The organism is Ancylobacter oerskovii (genome assembly GCF_018390555.1).
Taxonomy (GTDB): domain Bacteria; phylum Pseudomonadota; class Alphaproteobacteria; order Rhizobiales; family Xanthobacteraceae; genus Ancylobacter; species Ancylobacter oerskovii.
Window position 1 is genome coordinate 528576 of the sequence record NZ_JAHBGB010000044.1, and the last position, 16042, is coordinate 544617.

Below are 16042 nucleotides of genomic sequence, written 5' to 3' on the forward strand. Positions count from 1 at the left end.
CATTCCCGCCCTGCGGAAGATCATCTTGCCGCCGGGCGGGAGTCATGCTCCATGGCGCGCATGAACGCGCTCAAGGGGATCGCGCTGCAGATCGGCGCGACCTTCGTCTTCACCATCATGGCCGCCATGGTCCGCATCGTCTCGGAACGCATTCCGACCGGCGAGGTGGTGTTCGCGCGCTCGTTCTTCGCGCTGTTCCCGCTGCTGGCGCTGCTGACCCTGCGCAACGAGATCAGCGCGGCGGTGCGCACCGCCAACCCGCTCGGGCATGTGCTGCGCGGCATCATCGGCGTGATCGCCATGAGCCTGTCCTTCTCGGCGCTCGCCTTCCTGCCGCTCGCCGACGCCACCGCCATCGGCTTCACCGCGCCGCTGATCACCGTGGCGCTGGCGGCGGCGATGCTGGGCGAGCGCGTGCAGCTCTATCGCTGGGCGGCGGTGGCGGTGGGCCTCGGCGGCGTGGTGGTGATGCTGTGGCCGCATATGAGCGGCGGTTTCCATACGCGCGAAAGCGCCATCGGCGCCACCTGCGCGCTGGTCGGCGCCTTCTGCACCGCCGGCGCCATGGTGCAGGTGCGGCGCCTGACCGCCACCGAGACCACGGCGGCGATCGTGTTCTATTTCCAGTCGCTGGCGGCGGTCGCCGGCCTCGCCACGGCCGCCTGGGGATGGGTGCTGCCGGGCTGGGGCGACGCGGCGCTGCTGCTCACCATCGGCCTGCTCGGCGGGGTGGGGCAGATCCTGCTGACCGAGAGCTATCGCTTCGCGCCGGCCTCGGTGGTGGCGCCGTTCAACTATTCGGCGATGCTGTGGTCGCTGCTGCTCGGCTTTCTGCTGTTCGGCGAGGTGCCGCCGCTCATGGTGCTGACCGGCGGGCTGATCGTCATCGGTGCCGGGCTGTTCGTCATCCTGCGCGAGCGCCATGGCGGCGGCGCGCGCGAGGAGGACGCCGCCGCCGGGCCGCCCGGCGGCCCGGCGAACTGAAGAACTTCCCGCGGGCCGCCCGGCGGCCCGGCGAACGGAAGGGTTTTCGGCACACCGACCGGTATCAGAACGCCTTGAAGGTGATGATGGTGCGAGTGTCCTGGATGCCGGAGATGGTCTGCACCTTCTGGTTCACGAAATGGCCGATGTCGGTCTCCGCCGGCACGTAGAACTTCACCAGCAGGTCGAAATCCCCCGCCGTGGAATAGATTTCCGAGGCGATCTCGGCGTCGGCGATGGCGTTCGCCACCTCGTAGGAGCGGCCGAGGTGACATTTGATCTGCATGAAGAAGGGGACCATGGCGGGATTCCGGTAGCCTGAACGCACCCCGCCACAGGACCAGAAGGGCACGGCCGGCGCAACCCCCGGCACGCCGGCGATGCACCGCCTTGCGCCGGGCGGTCGCATCGCTTAACTCATTGGCGACGATCGCGTTGGGGTGTCCCGCAGGCGACTTGCGGGGCTGAGAGGCGACGCCGGATCCTTCCGGTGCCAACCCACGAACCTGATCCGGGTCATGCCGGCGGAGGAAACGGGTCGCGCGCAACGGGACGCCCGCGTCCCGCCACGGACGCGCCCGGCCTTTGCCGGCCAGGAGGCGCCGATGAGCGAGCAGACGAGCCAGCAGACGAGCCACGCCGACACCCCCCGCACCGCCATCGCGGTGACGATCGCCGGATCGGATTCCGGCGGCGGCGCCGGCATCCAGGCCGATCTCAAGACCTTCTCGGCGCTGGGCGTCTACGGCGCCAGCGTCATCACCGCGCTCACCGCTCAGAACACGCTCGGCGTGACCGGCATCCACGACGTGCCGCCGGCCTTCATCGCCGCGCAGATGGACGCGGTGTTCTCCGACCTCGCGGTGGATGCGGTGAAGATCGGCATGCTGTCGCGGCCCGAGGTGATCGAGGCGGTCGCCGCCGGGCTCGACCGGCACCGCCTCGACAAGGTGGTGCTGGACCCGGTGATGATCGCCGCCTCCGGCGACCGGCTGCTGGTGCCGGAAGCCATCGACAGCCTGCGTCGGCAGCTGCTGCCGCGCGCGCTGCTGATCACCCCCAACCTGCCGGAAGCGGCGGCGCTGCTCGACGAGGCGCCGGCCGCCGATCTCGACGGCGCCCGCCGCCAGGCCGAGCGGCTGCGGGCGCTCGGTGCCCGCGCGGTGCTGGTCAAGGGCGGCCATGGCGACGGCCCGGACAGCGTCGACGTGCTGCTCGACGAGCAAGGGTTCATGGAGCTGTCGGCGCCGCGTCTCGCCACCCGCAACACCCACGGCACCGGCTGCACGCTCTCCTCCGCCATCGCCGCCGGGCTGGCGCGCGGCTTGGCGGTGCGGCCGGCGGTCGAGGCGGCGAAGGCCTATCTGACGCGGGCCATCGGCGCCGCCGACCAGCTGACGATCGGGCGCGGCCACGGGCCGGTGCATCACTTCCACGCCTGGTGGGGCGATCGCGGCGGCTAGCCTGTCGCGGCGGCCATTCGCAGCCCTCGCAAGCGGTGCTATCGCAGCAGCAGCGCCGCGCGAATCGCCCGTTTCGGCGCGGCCCTCCCGTTCCGCGTCGTGTCTGCCATGATCGCCCAGCGCCATATCATCGCCAGCGTCTATGTCGGCCTGTTCTTCGGCGTCGGCATCTACCTGCCGTTCCTGCCGGTGTGGCTGGCGGGGCGCGGCTACGACGCCGCCTTCATCGCCGTGGCGCTCTCGGTGCCGCTGCTGGCGCGGCTGTGCACCCAGCCGCTCGGCGGCCTCATCGCCGATCGCACCGGCCGGCCGCGGCTGACGGTGATCCTCTATTCGCTCGCCTCGGCCCTGTGCTTCGTCGCGGTGCTGGCGGCGCCGGGGCCGTGGACGCTCCTGGCGGCGCTCGGCCTCGCCTCGGTGTTCTGGCAGCCGACCCTGCCGGTGCTCGACGCCTATACGGTGGCGCGGCGCCGGGCGATCGGGCTCGATTACGGCCGCACACGGCTGTGGGGCTCGGTCAGCTTCATCGGCGGCAATGTCACGGGAGGATTGATGCTCGGCGCCTTTCCCGGCGACGGCGTCATCTGGCTGATCGTGGCGGGATGCCTCGCCTGCGCGCTGCTGGCGCTGCCGCTGGAGGAGGCCGCGACGCCGGCCGGCGGCCGCGAGACCGTCGGCGGCCGCCTGCCGGCGGCGTTGCTGGTCGGCCTCGGCGCGGCGGCGATGGTGCAGGGCGCGCATGGCGTGCTCTACGCCTTCTCCTCGCTGCACTGGCAGTCGCAAGGGCTGAGCGGCGGCATCATCGGCACGCTCTGGGCGGTGGGGGTGATGGCGGAGGCGGCGCTGTTCCGCTTCGGCACCCGCCTGACCGCGCGGCTGGGGCCGGCGCGGCTGATCGCGCTGGGCGGGGTGAGCGGCGTGGTCCGCTTCGCCGCCATGGGCTTCGATCCGCCGTCATTCCTGCTGGTGCCGCTGCAGATGCTGCATGCCGGCACCTTCGCCTGCACCTATCTCGGCACGGTGGAACTGGTGGCGCGCCATGCGCCCGCCGGGCGGGGCGCCAGCCTGCAGGCGCTGGCGACCTGGGGCGGGACCATTGGCGTGGCCCTGACCACGCTCATCGCCGGGCCGCTCTGGGAAAGAGCGGGTGCCGCTACCTTCTTCCTGGCGGCGGGGGTGGGGGGAGCCGGGGCGGTGCTCGCATTTCTCGCCCATCGGCTGCAGGCGCGGGAAAACTGAGGAGCGCTGTCGTTCAGCCCCAGAGCCCAGGCTCGGGCGGATAGACGAGGCTGCCCTCGTAGCGCAGCGCCGGCTCGCGGTCGCGGGCCAGCAGCAGCGGGCCGTCGAGATCGACGATGCGGGCGAGGCCGGCGACCAGGAGCGCCGGGGCCATGGCGAGCGAGGTCGCCACCATGCAGCCCACCATGACGTCGAGCCCGGCGTCGCGGGCCTCCCGCGCCAGAGCGAGGGCCTCGGTGAGGCCGCCGGTCTTGTCGAGCTTGACGTTGACGGCATCGTAGCGGCCGACCAGGCCGGCGAGGCTGTCGCGGCCGTGGACGCTCTCGTCGGCGCAGATGGGGACGGGGCGGGCGATGTCGGCGAGCGCGGCATCGGCACCGGCCGGCAGGGGCTGCTCGATCAGGGTGACGCCGGCGCCGGCGCAGGCCGCGAAATAGGCCGGCAGCTCCTCGGCGCGCCAGCCTTCATTGGCATCGACGATCAGTTCGCTGTCCGGCACCGCGGCGCGGATCGCGGCGAGCCGCTCGACATCGCCGGCGGCGCCGAGCTTGAGCTTGAGCAGCGGCCGGGCGGCGGCGCGGGCGGCCTCGGCCATCGCCGCCGGCGTATCGAGGCTGATCGTGTAGGCGGTGACGACGCGCTGCGGCGCCGGCAGGCCGGCGAGCTCGAAGACGCGCCGGCCGCTCTGCTTGGCCGCCAGATCCCAGAAGGCGCAATCGAGCGCGTTGCGGGCGGCGCCGGGCGGCAGGCGTTCCTGCAGCGCGGTGCGGTCGAGCCCGCCGGCGACGTCGCCGGCCAGCGCTTTCAGCGCCGCGACCGTCGCCTCGACGCTCTCGCCATAGCGTGCATAGGGCACGCATTCGCCGCGGCCGACATGCACGCCGTCGCGCAGTTCCGCCACCACGACGGCCGCCTCGGTCTTGGAGCTGCGGGCGATGGTGAAGCGGCCGTTTATGGGAAAGCGTTCGGCATGGACGAGGAGCTGGGGCATGGACCAACGAGGCGAGAAGCGCGACTCGGCGCGGGAGGGGAACAGTCTGCCGGTAAATGTGGCGCCAGGGCGTCACAGGGAAAGCACAGTGGGCGGCGGACGAGGGGTCGTGGCTATCATGATACCATCAATTTCGACCCCCGGACCGGGGCGCCCTCGACAGTCCGACCTTTGCGTGGATAAGAGGTTACGGGGAATCTGCGGTGAGGAATCCGATTCCCGAACGCCAATTGATCGGGGTCGCGCGGGGATGAGGGGAGCCGGATTTGGGAGCCGCTGAAGCACCGCTCGTCGCCACCGCCCGCAACGGGCGTGAGCTGGTGGTGGTCGGAAATGGCCGCTGGGTCGCGACCCAGAGTGCCGCCCTCGAGGGGGCGGTGGAAGCGGTGCTGGCCGAAGCCAACGACGCCGGCTCCGTGCGGATCGATCTCTCCGGCGTGCGCAGCCTCGACACCGTCGGCGCGGTGATGGTCGACCGGCTGGTGCGCAGCCTCGGCGACAGCGGGGCAAAGGTCGGCGTCGTCGGCCTCGAGCGGCGTTTCCAGCCGCTGCTGAACGAGATCACCCAGGGCTGCCACGAGGTGCCGCCCTCGCGCCGCCATCTCAACCCGCTCATCGGCGGTCTCGACGTCACCGGCCGCAAGGTGGTGGAGACCAGCGAGGACGCGCTGCTGTTCCTTTCCTTCGTCGGCTCGGTGACGGTGGCGTTCCTGCGGGTGCTGGTGCGGCCGCTGACCTTCCGCTGGACGTCGATGGTGTACCATCTCGACCGTACCGGCCTGCGCGCGGTGCCGATCATCGCGCTGATGACCTTCCTGATCGGCTGCATCATCGCCCAGCAGGGCATCTTCCATTTCCGCCGCTTCGGCGCGACCACCTATGTGGTCGACATGGTCGGCATCCTCACCCTGCGCGAGCTCGGCGTGCTGATCGTCTCCATCATGGTGGCCGGCCGCTCGGGCAGCGCCTTCACCGCCGAGCTTGGCGCGATGAAGATGCGCGAGGAGGTCGACGCGCTGCGCGTCATGGGCTTCGATCCCAACGAGGTGCTGGTGCTGCCGCGGCTGGTGGCATTGATCATCGCCGTGCCGCTGCTCACCTTCATCGGCTCCATGTGCGCGCTGTTCGGCGGCGGCCTGGTGGCGTGGCTCTATGGCAGCATCTCGCCGGAGATCTTCATCAACCGGCTGCGTGCCGCCATCTCGCTGACCACCTTCGAGGTGGGGATGATCAAGGCGCCGTTCATGGCCGCCATCATCGGGCTGATCGCCTGCATGGAGGGCATGCGGGTGGGCGGCTCCTCGGAATCGCTCGGCTCGCACACCACCGCCTCGGTGGTGAAGGCGATCTTCCTGGTGATCGTGGTGGACGGGCTGTTCGCCATGTTCTTCGCCGCGATCGACATGTGAGGGCCGGCGATGCAGCTCGACACCGAACGCCCGCTGTCTCCCGCCGAGCCTGTCGACGACGCCATCATCAAGGTGCGCGACGTCGTGGTGGCCTTCGGCCAGCGCAAGATCCTCAAGGGGCTGTCGCTCGACGTGCGGCGCGGCGAGATCCTCGGCTTCGTCGGCGCCTCGGGTGGCGGCAAGTCGGTGCTGACCCGCACCATTCTCGGCCTGGTGCCGAAGGTGTCCGGCAAGGTGGAGGTGTTCGGCGAGGACCTCGACACGCTGAACTTCGAGGAGCGGCGCAAGATCGAGCAGCGCTGGGGCGTGCTGTTCCAGCAGGGCGCGCTGTTCTCCTCGCTCACGGTGAAGCAGAACATCCAGTTTCCGATGCGCGAGTTCCTCACCATGTCGCAGCGGCTGATGGACGAGGTTGCCATCGCCAAGATCGAGATGGTGGGCCTGCAGCCGGACGTCGCCGAGAAGATGCCCTCGGAGCTGTCGGGCGGCATGATCAAGCGCGTGGCGCTGGCCCGCGCGCTGGCGCTGGACCCGGAAATCCTGTTCCTCGACGAGCCCACCTCAGGCCTCGACCCGATCGGCGCCGGCGAATTCGACGACCTGATCGCCACGCTGCAGCAGACTTTGGGGCTGACCGTATTCATGGTAACGCACGATCTCGACAGCCTGCACAGCGTCTGCGACCGAATCGCGGCCCTCGCCGACGGCAAGGTGATCGCGGTGGGACCGATCGAGACGATGCTGAAATCCGACCATCCCTGGGTACATGCCTATTTCCACGGCAAGCGGGCGCGGGCGGCCGGCATCGGCGTTCAGGCTGGCCACGACGAAGGACGGTAGACCGGACGATGGAAACGCGTGCCAACTATACGATCATCGGTCTGTTCACTCTCCTCGTGGTCGCGGCGGGCTTCGGCTTCGTGTGGTGGTTCAACGGTTCCGCCTCGCGGGGCCCCCGCGCGCTCTACGACGTGGTGTTCAACGGCCCGGTGAGCGGGCTGCAGACGGGTTCCGGCGTCACCTTCAACGGCATCCCGGTCGGCGAGGTGACGGGCTTGCGGCTGGATGCCCAGGACCCGCGCAAGGTGGTGGCGACCATCGCCGTGCAGCCCTCGACCCCGGTGAAGGCCGATACGCGCGCCGAGCTGAACGCCCAGGTGCTGACCGGCCTCGCCTCGGTGGGGCTCGTCGGCGGCCTTGCCGGCGCCGAGCCGTTGCAGCCGCCGGCGGAAGGCCAGCTGCCGCGCATCCAGGCCGATAGCGGCGCGGTGCAGGACCTCGTGCAGGGCGCCAAGCAGATCATGGGCCGCGTCGACGACGTGGTGCGCCGGGTGGACGATCTCCTGCGCGCCAACGAGGGCAAGATCGGCTCGGTGATCGACAATGTCGACAAGTTCACCGCCGTGCTCGGCAACAATGCCGAGAACATCAACGGCCTGATCACCGATGTCGGCGCGGCGGCGCGGCGGATCGACCAGCTGGCGGCCAATCTCGACAAGACGGTGCAGGCGGTGGACCCGGAGAAGGTGCGCACCACGGTGAACGACATCAATGCCTTCACCGCCCGGCTCGGCACCATGTCGGACAAGGTCGACAGCATCCTCGACAATGTGAACGGGCTGACCTCCGGCAAGGAAGGGCAGGGCATGTTCAACGAGATCACCGCCGCCGCCGCCGAAGTGCGCAAGCTGGCGGCGAATCTCGACGTGCGTACCGCCGAGCTGACGAAGAACCTGAACCAGTTCACCGGCCCGGGCCTGCGGCAATACGAGGCGCTGGCCGCCGACGGACGCCGCACGCTGGCCGAGATCGAGCGGGTTTTCCGCAATCTCGAGCGTAATCCCCGCCAGTTCATCTTTGGCGGGTCCTCGGTTCCCAGCTACACTGGGCGGTGATGATGGCTGGGCGTGAATCGATAACGGGCGGGGGCCTGCGCGTGGGAATTCTGAATGGACGGCGCCGGCGGTTGCGCGCCGCCGCGGCGGTGTTCGCCGTGTCGCTGGCGCTGGGCGGCTGCGCGTCCCTGCTCGGCAGCAAGCCTATCCCGACCTTCGATCTTTCGGCGCCGACCGGCTTCAGCGCGCCCCGCGCCATGCCGGGCGTGCTGGCGGTGAGCACGCCGGCCGCCCTGCAGGTGCTCGACACCCAGCAGATCGTCGTCGAGCCGCGTCCCGGGCAGATCACCTATCTCGGCGACGCCCAGTGGAGCGACCGGCTGCCGGCGCTGTTCCAGGCGCGGCTGATCGAGACCTTCGAGAACGCAGGGGGCGGTCGCTCGGTGACGCGCGCCGGCGACGGCGTGACGGCCGACTACCAGCTGCTGACCGATATTCGCTCCTTCGGGCTGCGCACCCATGACGGCATCGAGGCGGTGGTGGAGATTTCGGCCCGCATCGTCGCCGGGAGCAGCGGCCGCATCGTCGCCGCGCGGGTGTTCACCGGCCGGGCGGCGGCGTCCGGCACCAGCGGGCCGGAAGCGACGCGGGCGCTGGACGAGGCCTCCGACCAGGCGCTGATCGAGCTGGTGAGCTGGGCCTCCGGCCGACGCTGAGCGAGCCGCGCCCGGGGGGACGCGGTACCGGGCGGAGGTTCCGCCCGGGTCGGCTGTTCGACGCTCTCCCGCTGGAATGCCGCGATGATGTCGATCCCGGCGGTGATGGCCCATAACGACGATCCGGGCGACGCGTCGGGCGCGATCTCTCGATCTGCCGCCCGCTGGGCGGGGTGATTCCTCGACGCTGTCCGCAAGCCGGGTACCCGGCGCCTTCGGGTAAATGATCCGGTGCGCCGGCCGACAGTCGATGGCTGGCTATCGCGGCGCGCCGCTGCAAGGCGCGGATGCCCGCCGGAGCGGCCGGTTTACTTTTTCCCGGTGGCGTCGCTGTGGGGCGCGATCCGTATCGGCTGCGCTGGGACTGCCACTGGCGGGTTTTAGCTGCGGACACTCGTCCTCGCTCATCCGACAGCGCGACCCGGCTGCCCATGGCATGCGGCGGGGATCCTTCATCGCAAACCCTGTCACGGACAGCTATTCAGCGCGGTGGAATCCGGAGGAGGCGTGTCGCACGCTTCGGACGGCTGGGGCGCACTCGCGAACACGGTCGCGCAAGGTTGCGCGACCGTGTTCGCGGGAACCGGAAGCCGGGATGCGGTGCCCATCACGGCGGCGCTCGCCGGAGCTTGTCCGGGCCGCGGGCACGGCCGCGAAGGCAAAGGCAAGGGCAAAGGCAAGGACAGGGACAGGGACAGGGACAGGGACAGGGACAGGGGCAGGGGCAAGGGCAAGGGCAAGGGCAAGGCAAGGGCAAGGCAAGGGCAAGGGCAAGGCAAGGGCAAGGGCAAGGGCAGGCGCAGGGGCAAGGCGTCCCGGAGCCGGCGACCTGCCTTTGAGGAAGCGGGGCAGCTCCTCGAAAGGAAACGGGCGCCGCGAGGGCGCCCGTTCCGTTGTCGGTGATACCGTCGGTCGCTCAGTCGAAGCGGCCGGCCGCGTGGGCGAGCAGGGTGTAGACCTTGCCGGTATCCGAGGTGAGGTAGGTGTTGGTCAGCGCCTGGCCGCGCTCGTCGCGCGAGATCTGCTCGAGCAGGCGCTCGAACTCCAGGATGTAGCGATCCACCGTGTCGCGGAATTCGAGGTCGCGGCGATATTTGCGCCGGATCTCCTCGAAGGTCTGCTGGCCCTGCATGGTGTAGAGCCGGCGGGTGAACACGTTGCGCTCGCCACGCTTGTAGCGCTCCCACAGCTCCACCGCCGCCTCGTGGTCGATCATCCGGGCGATGTCGACCGAAAGCGAGTCGAGCGATTCGATGGTGTGCTGCACCGGACGCTCATTGGCCGCCGGCCGGGCTTCGCCCGACCGGGCGGAACCCGAGGTCCGCGGGGCCGGGGGGGCCGCCTCGGTGTCGGCGCGGGCCAGAAGCTCGGACAGCCAGCCATTCTGGGCATCCGCAGCAACGGGGCGCGCCGCCGGCTGCGCCGGCGCGGGCTGGCGGGCCGGCTGGGCGGCCGAAGCCTGCGGCCGGGTGGCCGCCGGCGCGGGGCGCGGGGCCGGTTCGTAGCGCGGCGGCACGGCCGGGCGGGCCGGAGCGGCCGGACGCGGCGTCTCGGCACGGGGCGCCTCGACGCGGCGTGCGGGCTCCGCGGCCCGAACGGGGGCCGGAGCCGGCGCGGAGGCCTGGCGGCCACGGGCGCCGGTATCGATATCGAGCGCCCGGCCATGGCGGGCCACGATGTCGTTGAGCTCCGCCAGCGCCTTGATCTGGTCGCTCACGGTACGGCGCAGCGTCGCGGCGCTTGCCTCCGTTTCCTCCGGCAGCACGAGAATGCCGCGCTTCAGCTCGTCGCGGGTGTTCTCCAGCAGGCCCTGGATCTCGCTGGCGGACCGGCGCAGCTCGTCGGCGGTGCCGTTGAAGTTCTCATGCGCCTTGGCCATGAGCGCGCTGACCTCGCTCACCGCCTGCTCGTAGCTGCGGTGAAGATCGGCGACGGTCCGCTCGCGCTCGGCCTCGACGGTCTGGCGCAGCTTCTCCTGCTGGGACACGACCGCGTCGGCGGAGGAGCCGGCGCTTTCGACGATGCTGCGCGCCAGCTCCGCCGCCCGGCTTTCGGCGCGGGCGAAGGTGTCGTCGAGCGCGCGGGCATAGTCGGCGAGCGTGCCGTCGATCTCGCCGGCCCGCGTCTTGAGCGTATCGGCCAGGGTGAGCAGCGCCTCGTGGCGGCCGCCGAGCGTCTCGTCCAGCGTCTCATGCGCGGAGCCGAGGGCGGTGGCGACGTCGCCGATGAGGCCGGCCTGCTCGCTGAAGGAGCGGGTGAGGGTGGAGACGTCCTGCAGCACGTTGGTCGAGACGGCCCGCAATTCGCCGATCTGCTCGTCCATGCGGCCGGAGGCGAGCTGGCTCGTCTCCTCCAGACTGGCGACGGTGGCGCGAAAGCTCTCCAGTCGCGTGGAGATGGAGGTCTCGATCTCCCCGAGATTGGCGGTGGAGCCGGCAAGCACGTCCTGCAGCTGGACGTTGACGTCGCCGAGCCGCTCCAGAAGGCTGACCACGTCGCCGCGCAGCGCCTCGTTGGTGGCGGCGATCTCCGCCACCGCGGTGCGGCCGCTCTCGGCGATCGCCTCGACAATGCCGGTCCCGCGTCCCTCGAGGGTGGTCGCGATCTCGTCGCCGAGGCGGGCGAGCTCGGAAGAGGCGAAGTCGGCAGTCTGGCGCGCGGCGTCGACGATGGCGCCGCCGCGACCGTCGAGGTCGCTGACCAGCTGCTCGCTGATGCGGGCCAGTTCGGCGGCGGCGGTTTCCGCGGTCTGGCGGGCGGCATCGACGATGGCGTTGCCACGCCCGTCGAGGGTGCCGGCCAGTTCCTCGCCGATGCGCACCAGCTCGGAGGAGGCGAAGTCGGCGGCCTGGCGGGCGGCGTCGACGATGGCGTTGCCGCGGCCGTCGAGGGTGCCGGTCAGCTCCTCGCCGATGCGGGCCAGCTCGGCGGCGGCATATTCGGTGGTCTGGCGGGCGGCGCCGACGATGGCCTCGCCGCGCCCGTCGATCGAGCCGAGGAAGGCCTCGCTGACGCGGGCCAACTCGGTGGCGGCATATTCGGTGGTCTGGCGGGCGGCATCGACGATGGCCTCGCTGCGCCCATCGAGCGACTGCACCAGCTCGTCGCTGAGCCGGGCCAGCTCGACCGCCGCGGCTTCCGCCGTCTCGCGGGCCACCTGGACCATGGCCTCGCCACGCCCGTCGAGCGCGGCGACGAATTCCTCGCTGACGCGGGCCAGCTCGACCGTGGCGGCTTCCGCCGTCTGGCGGGCGGCGCCGACCATGGCTTCGCCGCGGCCGTCGAGGGAGGCAACGAACTCTTCGCTGACGCGGGCCAGCTCGACCGTGGCGGCTTCCGCCGTCTGGCGGGCGGCGCCGACCATGGCTTCGCCACGGCCGTCGAGCGAGACCGCGAACTCCTCGCTGACGCGGGCGAGCTCGGCGGCGGCGAATTCGGCGGTCTGGCGGGCGGTGTCGACGATGGTGCCGCCGCGCTCGTCCAGCTCGCGCACGAACTGCTCGGTCAGGCGCAGGAATTCGGCGGAGGTGACATCGCTCGACTGACGCAGCACCTCGACCAGCTGGGCGCTGCGACCGTCGAGGTCGCCGACCAGGGTGGCGGAGTTGCGGGCCAGCTCTTCCGTCAGCTGGCCGCCGGCCTGCTGCAGGGCGATGACGAGGTCGCCGCTCTGGTTGCGCAGGTTGGAAATCAGGTCGTCGCCGACCCGCGCCATGTCGCCGGCCGCCCCGGCGGTCGAACGCTGGAAGGCGTCGAGAATGCCGGCCGTGCGGGCTTCCACCGCGCTGAGCACCTCGTCGCCGACGCGCAGGAGCTGCTCGGAGCGCTCGCTGGTGGTGGCCTCGAAGGAGGAGACGATGACGCCGGAACGCGATTCCAGCGTGTTCAGCAGCTCCTCGCTGGCGCGCAGAATGTCTTCCACCGCGCCGGTGCGGGTGCGGTCGAGCGCCTGCACCAGCGTGTCGCGGTGGTCGTCGATGGCGGCGAGCATCTCGGTCGAGGTGCGGCCGATCTCGCTGGTGATGCCGACGCTGCGGTCCTCCAGCGCCGCGAGCAGGCCGTTGCCGCGCTCGTCGAGCAGGCGGCCGATCTCCTCGGTCCGGGTGTCGAACAGCGAGGCGACGTCGCCGGCGCGGTCCGCCAGGGTGCGGCTGACATTGTCGATGAGCGAGGTGAGGTTCTGCTCGATGTCGGTGGCCTCGCCGCGCAGCTGGCCGGCGACGGCGCCGATGCGCTGGCCGAGCAGGTCCGCCATGGCGGCGCCCCGCACCTCGACCGAGGCGGCGACGCTTTCCAGCCGCCCGACGATGGTCTCCTCGAAGCGGTTGACGCGGACGTCGAGGGCTTCCGCGATCTCTCGGGAGCGGTCGGCGAGCGTGCGGTCGGCCAGCGCGATGCGCTCGCCGATCTCGTCGGTGACGCCGCGCGCGCGGTCCTCGAAGAAGCCGTCCAGCGTCGCCAGCGACTGGCTCATGGCGTCGTTCGCCGATTGCGCGCCCTCGGTGAGGGCGCGGGTGGCCTGCTCCATGCGCTCGGTCAGCGATTCCGTGACCTGGCGGGCGCGGTCGGTGAAGAAGCCGTCGAGCGTGCCCAGCGACTTGTCCATCGCCTCGGTGGCGAGCTGCGCGCCGTCCTGAAGCGTCTTGGCGAATTCGACGGTGCGGCCGGACAGCGTCTCGTTCAGGCCCTCGAGGCCGCGGTCGAGCACGCCTTCCATATTGGCGAGGCGCTGGTCGAGCGCGGCGGTGACCTGCTCGGTCTTGGCGGTGACCTGGTCGTCGAAGCCGGCGAGGTTGACGTCCATGGCGCGGGAGATGGTCTCGACGCGCTCGGTGATGCGTTCGACGATGTCGGAGCCGTGGGTCTGCAGCACGGTGTCGAAATCGCGCAGGCCATCGGTGATCTGACGGCCGAGAAGGGCGGTGTCGGAGCCGATGCGGTCGGCGAGCTCGTTGCCGCGGACCGAGAGGGTCTCCTCGATCGACTTGATGCGGGTGGTGAGCAGTTCGCGCACCGCGTCGCTGCGCGTGACGAGGGTGGAGATGACCGCCTCGACATTCTCGCGAAGCTGCCGGTCGGCCTCCTCGCTGCGCTGGGCGATGGTTTCGCCGACATCGGTGCCGACCGACGAGAGCTGCAGGCGCATCGCGTCGCTGCGCTCGGCGAGGTCCTGCCCGAACTGCTCGGCGGAGGCCGCCAGCGTATCATGCACCCCGGCGCTGGCGAGGGTGATCTGGTGGACGACGCGCTCGCCGGTCTCGCCGAGCAGGCGCTCCAGGTCGCTGCCGCGTCCCGCAATGGTGTCGTAGATGCGGTTGCTGGTGTCGGCGATGCGCTCGGCGAGGTCGTCGCCGCGCACGGTAATGGTATCGGCGACGCGGGCGCCGGTCTCTTCCAGCTTGCGCACCACTTCGCCGCCGCGCACCGACAGGTCGAGCACCAGCGAGTCGCCGGTGCTCTTCAAGGTCTGGTTGACCTCGCTGGCGCGGACCGCGATCTCGTCGGCGAGGCGGGTGCCGGTGCCGACCAGGGCGTCGGTGATGTCGTTGGAGCGGGTGGCCAGCGTCTCGGTGAGGTTCAGCGTGGTGGCGGTGAGCTTGGCGCCCATCTCGTCGGTGCGGCTGGTCACCACGTCGGCGAGCTCGCTGGCGGTGCGCATCAGCCGGTCGCCGATCTCGTCGGTGCGGCTCGCCAGCGAGGTGGCGAGCTCTCCGGTGATCCCGGACAGGCGGGTGCTGATCTCCTCGGTCTGGGCCGAAAGGGTGGTGATCAGCTTGTCGCTGGCGTTGGACAGGTTGCCGTTCACGTCGGCGCCGGTGGATTGCAGCCGGGTGATCAGGTCGCCGCCCTTGTCGGACAGCGCGTCGATGATGGTGTCGCCGACGCGGCCGAGGGCGAGGGTGATGTGCTCGCCCTTGTCCGACAGCGTGGCGGTGACGCGATCGGCGGCTTCGGAGACGGTGGCGTTGATGCGCTCGCGCACGCCGTCCACCTCGTGGGTGAACGAGAAATGCGCGGCGGCGATCGCCTCGCGCACATGTTCGGCATGCGAGAGGACCATCTCGCGCTCGCCCTGCAGCCGCTCGACGAGCTGGCGCATGCGGGTCTCGTTCACCTCATGGGCGCGCTCGAGCTCGGCGATTTCCGAGCGCACCAGCGTTTCCAGCTCGCCGGCGCGGTTGAGATTGCGCTGGAGCTCCTCGTCGAGGGCCGGCACGGCGGAGGTGAGGCGCGCGGGCGCCGGCTCGGGGGCGGCGACCGGGGCGGCCGCCGGCTCGGCGAGGCGCATGGCGACCTGCGCCATGGATTGGGCGACGATGCGCATCTCCTGCATGCGGCGGGACATCGCCGCCAGCGAGAAGAAGAAGGCGGGCGGGATGATGAGGCCGCCCGCGACCGCAAGCGCGGCGGGCGAAGTCAGCATCTGGGAAATGTCGAGCCCGGTGCCGCGCAAGGCGGTGGCAGCGAGGAAGCCGCCCGCCGCGATCCACGCCGCGGAGGCGCCGGCGGCGAGATAATAGGGCGCCGCCGAAGGCCGGCGCTGCAGCGCCGCCAGCAACTGGCCGATGGACTGGCGATCGTCATTGGCCGCCCGGGGGCCGGCGGCGACGGGCGCCTCTGCCCGGCCGGCGAGAGGCGGGACGGGCGCGGCCTCGGCGAATTCGGGACGGGGAATGTCGAGGATCGGCGGCGGGCCGAGGCGGCTGGCCACCGGCTCGTCGTCCGGCTCGGTCAGCGAGGTGTCGAAATCGCCGAGTTCGACGTCGCGCGTGAGCGCGCGGTCGGCGTCGAAATCGAACGCTTCGTCGAATTCGTCTCCCGGACGGTCCTCGAGGTGCGGGCCTTCGATATCGCGGGTCAGTGCCAGATCGACATGATCGTCCGTCGCCGCATCGGAGGCGTGGGCGATCTCCGGCTGCGACGGATCCGATCCCTCGGATGCCGCATGCGGGTCGTCCGCCGGCCTGGTGCGTGCCTCTTCCTCGGCGAGGTCAAGGCTCAGGGCCTCCTCGATCGCCGAAAGCGCCGCTTCGGCGGGATCCTGATGCACCTTCTTCGTGCTCGTCGACATAGGCTGTCGCCTCCGGTCCTTACGCAACTCCGAACGGCTCGCGCCGCCGTGCCGGGGTATGCGGGCCCCCGCCGTCCCTTCAGGTTTCCGGCATGCGCGTGCGCCGGAGCGGCAAATGCCGGAAAACCTTGTCGGGACGTCAGTTCACCGCACCCGTATCCTACGCTTGTGGGATAAGAAAATGGAACTGGGGTTAATCAGCTGATTGAGGTTATCGTTAACGGGCTGTTCACCATGCCTGTTAACGCCTTGTTTTCAAAGCGCTGCGTCGCGTCCGGTCCCTACGGAGGACGAAGGGGCCGATGGCTGGCTTTCGCCGCCGGGCGCGTTTAT

10 protein-coding genes and 1 riboswitch are annotated in these 16042 nt (G+C 70.8%); of the genes, 7 read left to right on the top strand and 3 right to left on the bottom strand.

Annotated features, from left to right (window positions below):
• The first annotated feature begins 51 nt into the window (after positions 1–51).
• Positions 52–984, top strand: a complete 933-nt coding sequence (locus KHC19_RS23450; protein WP_343207784.1) for a DMT family transporter — start codon at positions 52–54, stop codon at positions 982–984.
• Positions 985–1048: 64 nt separating this feature from the next.
• On the opposite strand, the gene KHC19_RS23455 is transcribed toward KHC19_RS23450, so the two are convergent.
• Positions 1049–1285, bottom strand: coding sequence for an Lrp/AsnC ligand binding domain-containing protein (locus KHC19_RS23455; protein ID WP_213355924.1), 237 nt, complete (start codon positions 1283–1285; stop codon positions 1049–1051).
• A 125-nt stretch (positions 1286–1410) separates the two neighbouring features.
• Positions 1411–1534: riboswitch (TPP riboswitch) on the top strand.
• Between the two features lie 55 nt (positions 1535–1589).
• On the opposite strand from KHC19_RS23455, the gene thiD reads away from it, so the two are divergent.
• Both thiD and KHC19_RS23465 read left to right on the top strand, forming a co-directional pair.
• On the top strand, positions 1590–2447 hold the full coding sequence (gene thiD / locus KHC19_RS23460; protein WP_213355926.1) for a bifunctional hydroxymethylpyrimidine kinase/phosphomethylpyrimidine kinase: 858 nt from the start codon (positions 1590–1592) through the stop codon (positions 2445–2447).
• A 108-nt stretch (positions 2448–2555) separates the two neighbouring features.
• Positions 2556–3686 carry an MFS transporter gene (locus tag KHC19_RS23465; protein WP_213355927.1) on the top strand — a complete coding sequence of 377 codons (1131 nt, stop codon included), beginning with the start codon at positions 2556–2558 and terminating at the stop codon, positions 3684–3686.
• Between the two features lie 13 nt (positions 3687–3699).
• Here the strand turns inward: KHC19_RS23465 and dgcA are convergent, their stop codons facing one another.
• Positions 3700–4677, bottom strand: coding sequence for an N-acetyl-D-Glu racemase DgcA (dgcA, locus tag KHC19_RS23470; RefSeq protein WP_213355929.1), 978 nt, complete (start codon positions 4675–4677; stop codon positions 3700–3702).
• 266 nt (positions 4678–4943) lie between these two features.
• On the opposite strand from dgcA, the gene KHC19_RS23475 reads away from it, so the two are divergent.
• Genes KHC19_RS23475 through KHC19_RS23490 form a run of 4 tightly spaced genes read left to right on the top strand, consistent with a single transcriptional unit; the run spans position 4944 to position 8637 of the window.
• Complete coding sequence (locus KHC19_RS23475) at positions 4944–6086, top strand: ABC transporter permease (protein ID WP_213355931.1); 1143 nt, start codon at positions 4944–4946, stop codon at positions 6084–6086.
• 9 nt (positions 6087–6095) lie between these two features.
• A complete protein-coding gene (locus KHC19_RS23480) occupies positions 6096–6926 on the top strand; it encodes an ABC transporter ATP-binding protein (protein ID WP_213355933.1) in 831 nt (276 codons plus the stop codon).
• 8 nt (positions 6927–6934) lie between these two features.
• Complete coding sequence (locus tag KHC19_RS23485) at positions 6935–7981, top strand: MlaD family protein (protein WP_213355935.1); 1047 nt, start codon at positions 6935–6937, stop codon at positions 7979–7981.
• 41 nt (positions 7982–8022) lie between these two features.
• Positions 8023–8637, top strand: coding sequence for an ABC-type transport auxiliary lipoprotein family protein (locus KHC19_RS23490; protein WP_343207785.1), 615 nt, complete (start codon positions 8023–8025; stop codon positions 8635–8637).
• Between the two features lie 916 nt (positions 8638–9553).
• Here KHC19_RS23490 and KHC19_RS23495 read toward each other — a convergent pair.
• Complete coding sequence (locus KHC19_RS23495; RefSeq protein ID WP_213355939.1) at positions 9554–15709, bottom strand: apolipoprotein A-IV repeat region-like domain-containing protein; 6156 nt, start codon at positions 15707–15709, stop codon at positions 9554–9556.
• Positions 15710–16042 lie beyond the last annotated feature (333 nt).

What these genes read in the sequence shown, in the direction of transcription:
- KHC19_RS23450 (WP_343207784.1), top strand. Translation starts at nt 52, where the DNA reads ATGGCGCGCATGAACGCGCTCAAGGGGATCGCGCTGCAGATCGGCGCG.
- KHC19_RS23455 (WP_213355924.1), bottom strand. Translation starts at nt 1,285, where the DNA reads ATGGTCCCCTTCTTCATGCAGATCAAATGTCACCTCGGCCGCTCCTAC.
- thiD (WP_213355926.1), top strand. Translation starts at nt 1,590, where the DNA reads ATGAGCGAGCAGACGAGCCAGCAGACGAGCCACGCCGACACCCCCCGC.
- KHC19_RS23465 (WP_213355927.1), top strand. Translation starts at nt 2,556, where the DNA reads ATGATCGCCCAGCGCCATATCATCGCCAGCGTCTATGTCGGCCTGTTC.
- dgcA (WP_213355929.1), bottom strand. Translation starts at nt 4,677, where the DNA reads ATGCCCCAGCTCCTCGTCCATGCCGAACGCTTTCCCATAAACGGCCGC.
- KHC19_RS23480 (WP_213355933.1), top strand. Translation starts at nt 6,096, where the DNA reads ATGCAGCTCGACACCGAACGCCCGCTGTCTCCCGCCGAGCCTGTCGAC.
- KHC19_RS23485 (WP_213355935.1), top strand. Translation starts at nt 6,935, where the DNA reads ATGGAAACGCGTGCCAACTATACGATCATCGGTCTGTTCACTCTCCTC.
- KHC19_RS23495 (WP_213355939.1), bottom strand. Translation starts at nt 15,709, where the DNA reads ATGTCGACGAGCACGAAGAAGGTGCATCAGGATCCCGCCGAAGCGGCG.